The sequence below is a fragment of the Candidatus Ozemobacteraceae bacterium genome, assembly GCA_035373905.1.
In the GTDB taxonomy this organism is placed as follows: domain Bacteria; phylum Muiribacteriota; class Ozemobacteria; order Ozemobacterales; family Ozemobacteraceae; genus MWAR01.
Genome location: DAOSOK010000078.1, coordinates 1,985 through 4,216 on the forward strand (window position 1 = coordinate 1,985; position 2,232 = coordinate 4,216).

A 2,232-nucleotide genomic window follows, 5' to 3' on the forward strand; every position below is an offset into this window, starting at 1 on the left:
CGGAACCGGGACAGCATCGAATTGATCGCGACCGCGAGTTCCTTGAGGCTGTCGTTGCGGCGCAGGTGAATCTCGAACGTCAGATCGCCGTTCGCGATGCGCTGTATGCTCTTTTCGAGCTTGTATGCGGGCCCCGCGAACTGGTGCGAATACATGATACTGACGATAAACACGATGATCACGTTGACGAGAACCAGCAGGAGAAGCCTGGGCCAGAGTTCGGTGACGAAGTGACGCATCATGCTCTCGGCGGTCTGGCCTTCGCTCAACGTCGCCTGGGTGGTCAGAAAGAACGAACCGAGAACGTAGATGTTGCAGGCGGTGATGACGGTGATGAGGAAGACGAGAAGCAGGATCGTTCCTGCGAATCTGCTCTGCATCCCCTTCGCGATGAAGTAGTTCTTACGCTGGGTCACGCGGGTTCCTCCTCCGGATACGGTATCAGACTCTTTGAGCCCATCATACGCACCACTGCGGCTTTTGTCAACGACACGACCGGGCACGCCATGGCCCGGCCATGCGGCGGTCACAGGGGCTGGTCTTCTTCGTCGACGTAGAAGCGGCGGTTTTCGTAGACGGCCCATCCCGAGAGACGGCCGCTCTTTCCCTTGAAGGGAATGTCGATCGCCCCACCCTGCGGATCGTAGGTATACTCGCCGTAAAACTGGATCTGGCGTCCGACGGCGAGATTCATGGTGGCGCTGCCCTGGATGTGGTAGTTGAAGGTGAACTCGGTCTGCCCATCGCGCGAGCGAAGGCGGCATTTCTGCGTACCCGTCGCGATCGGGTCGGGCGGAATGAGGGCGGAGATCATGCCGGCGTCTCGAACGACCACCTTGGGAATCTTCTGTTGAAAGGCGTCGCTCACGGTTGCATCCTGCCCCATATAGTTGGCGAACACGAAAATGGCCAGAACGACCAAGGGAATCGTCACCAGAATGGCTTTATCCTGCCAGGTAAGATCCGGGATCTGCTTCGACACAGGTCTGAGTCCTCCGGAAAAGGGAATGCGGCCCGGACATTCCGTGCCGGACCGACGTCACGATACCACAGACTCCTCCGACACGAAAAGCACCCGGTATGATTTTGGGTTAGGCGATTTTAAACTTGATGATGCCCTCGATCTTGGACACACTCCCGATGATCCTGTCCAGATCTTGTTCATACAGGACTTTCGTGATCGTTTCGATCTCGATTTCGTTGTTCTGTACGTCCTTCGAGAAGCTGATCGATTTGATCGAGATGTTGAACGTCGCGAGAAGTTCCTTGATCTCCTGGATGAAGCGCGGCCGGTCGATGCCCTTTATCTGGATGGTTCTCGTCGCGCTTCCCTGAAGATAGAACTTCTCGAACATATCGAGCGCGATAAGAACGAACAGGACCAGAACCGTCGCGACGACGCCGATATTCGTATAGCCGGCTCCGACAGCCAGCCCGATGATCGCCGTTGTCCACAGGCTTGCGGCGGTTGTAAGCCCTTTGACGCCGCTTCCGTATCGGAAAATAGCGCCGGCGCCGAGGAAGCCGATGCCGGAAATGACCTGCGCAGCCAGTCGTTCCGGATCCCCGTTGGTTGCCACGGTGTGAAACTGGATTGCCAGATTGATCGAGATGCACATCGCGATCGAGGAGCCGACGGCGAGAATTATGTGCGTTCTGAGACCGGCAGGCTGGCTGTGCTTTTCACGTTCGAGGCCGATGAGACCACCCATGAAAGCGGAGAAGAGCAATCGGAAAATAATATCGTATTCAGTCAGCATGATGTTCCCTCATTTTCTGGATATTCCGCCGATGATACTCCTCCTCACGCAAAACGCAAAAAGAAATCCAGCGCCGTTTCACAACGCTTCCAGATCATCCGTCGCTGCCTCCCAGCTGCTCGCACACAGGCTGAGCCGGGATTCCGATGTCCAAACCGGCGTTGTGGTAAAATAGGCGAAAGAGATCCTCCCGACAGTTCGGGAGACAGAGAGGACAGATGCAAGAGACGGTCGACCGTGAAAACGATCGAACGGGGCGTGTGACCGCCGTTCGCGGCTCCGTCGTCGATGCCCGGTTCGACGATGGACTGCCGCTCATCAACAATCTGCTTTCGACGGAGGGTGACGCTCCGTTTCTCATGGAAGTGCTGGCGCATGTCGACGGCAACACCGTGCGTGGGGTTGCGCTCACTCCGCCCCAGGGCCTGTCGCGAGGCGTGCAGCTTCACGATACGGGGGCTCAGCTCCAGGC

At 57.2% G+C, this 2,232-nt stretch carries 4 protein-coding genes; 1 reads left to right on the top strand and 3 read right to left on the bottom strand.

Features of this window, described 5'->3' with window-relative positions:
* The 3 genes from PLU72_20220 to PLU72_20230 form a co-directional block, all read right to left on the bottom strand.
* Positions 1-416, bottom strand: a 416-nt coding sequence (locus tag PLU72_20220) for a HAMP domain-containing protein (protein ID HOT30511.1), incomplete at its 3' end; no start/stop codon positions are given.
* A gap of 110 nt (positions 417-526) precedes the next feature.
* Positions 527-982: a DUF3465 domain-containing protein gene (locus PLU72_20225; protein ID HOT30512.1), complete on the bottom strand. Its 456-nt coding sequence runs from the start codon at positions 980-982 to the stop codon at positions 527-529.
* A 109-nt stretch (positions 983-1,091) separates the two neighbouring features.
* On the bottom strand, positions 1,092-1,760 hold the full coding sequence (locus PLU72_20230) for an MgtC/SapB family protein (GenBank protein HOT30513.1): 669 nt from the start codon (positions 1,758-1,760) through the stop codon (positions 1,092-1,094).
* A gap of 218 nt (positions 1,761-1,978) precedes the next feature.
* On the opposite strand from PLU72_20230, the gene PLU72_20235 reads away from it, so the two are divergent.
* Positions 1,979-2,232: F0F1 ATP synthase subunit beta (locus tag PLU72_20235; GenBank protein ID HOT30514.1), on the top strand; the 254-nt coding region annotated here is incomplete at its 3' end.

Bases quoted from the DNA above. Each gene is read 5' to 3' on its own strand.
- PLU72_20230 (HOT30513.1), bottom strand. From the start codon at position 1,760: ATGCTGACTGAATACGATATTATTTTCCGATTGCTCTTCTCCGCTTTC.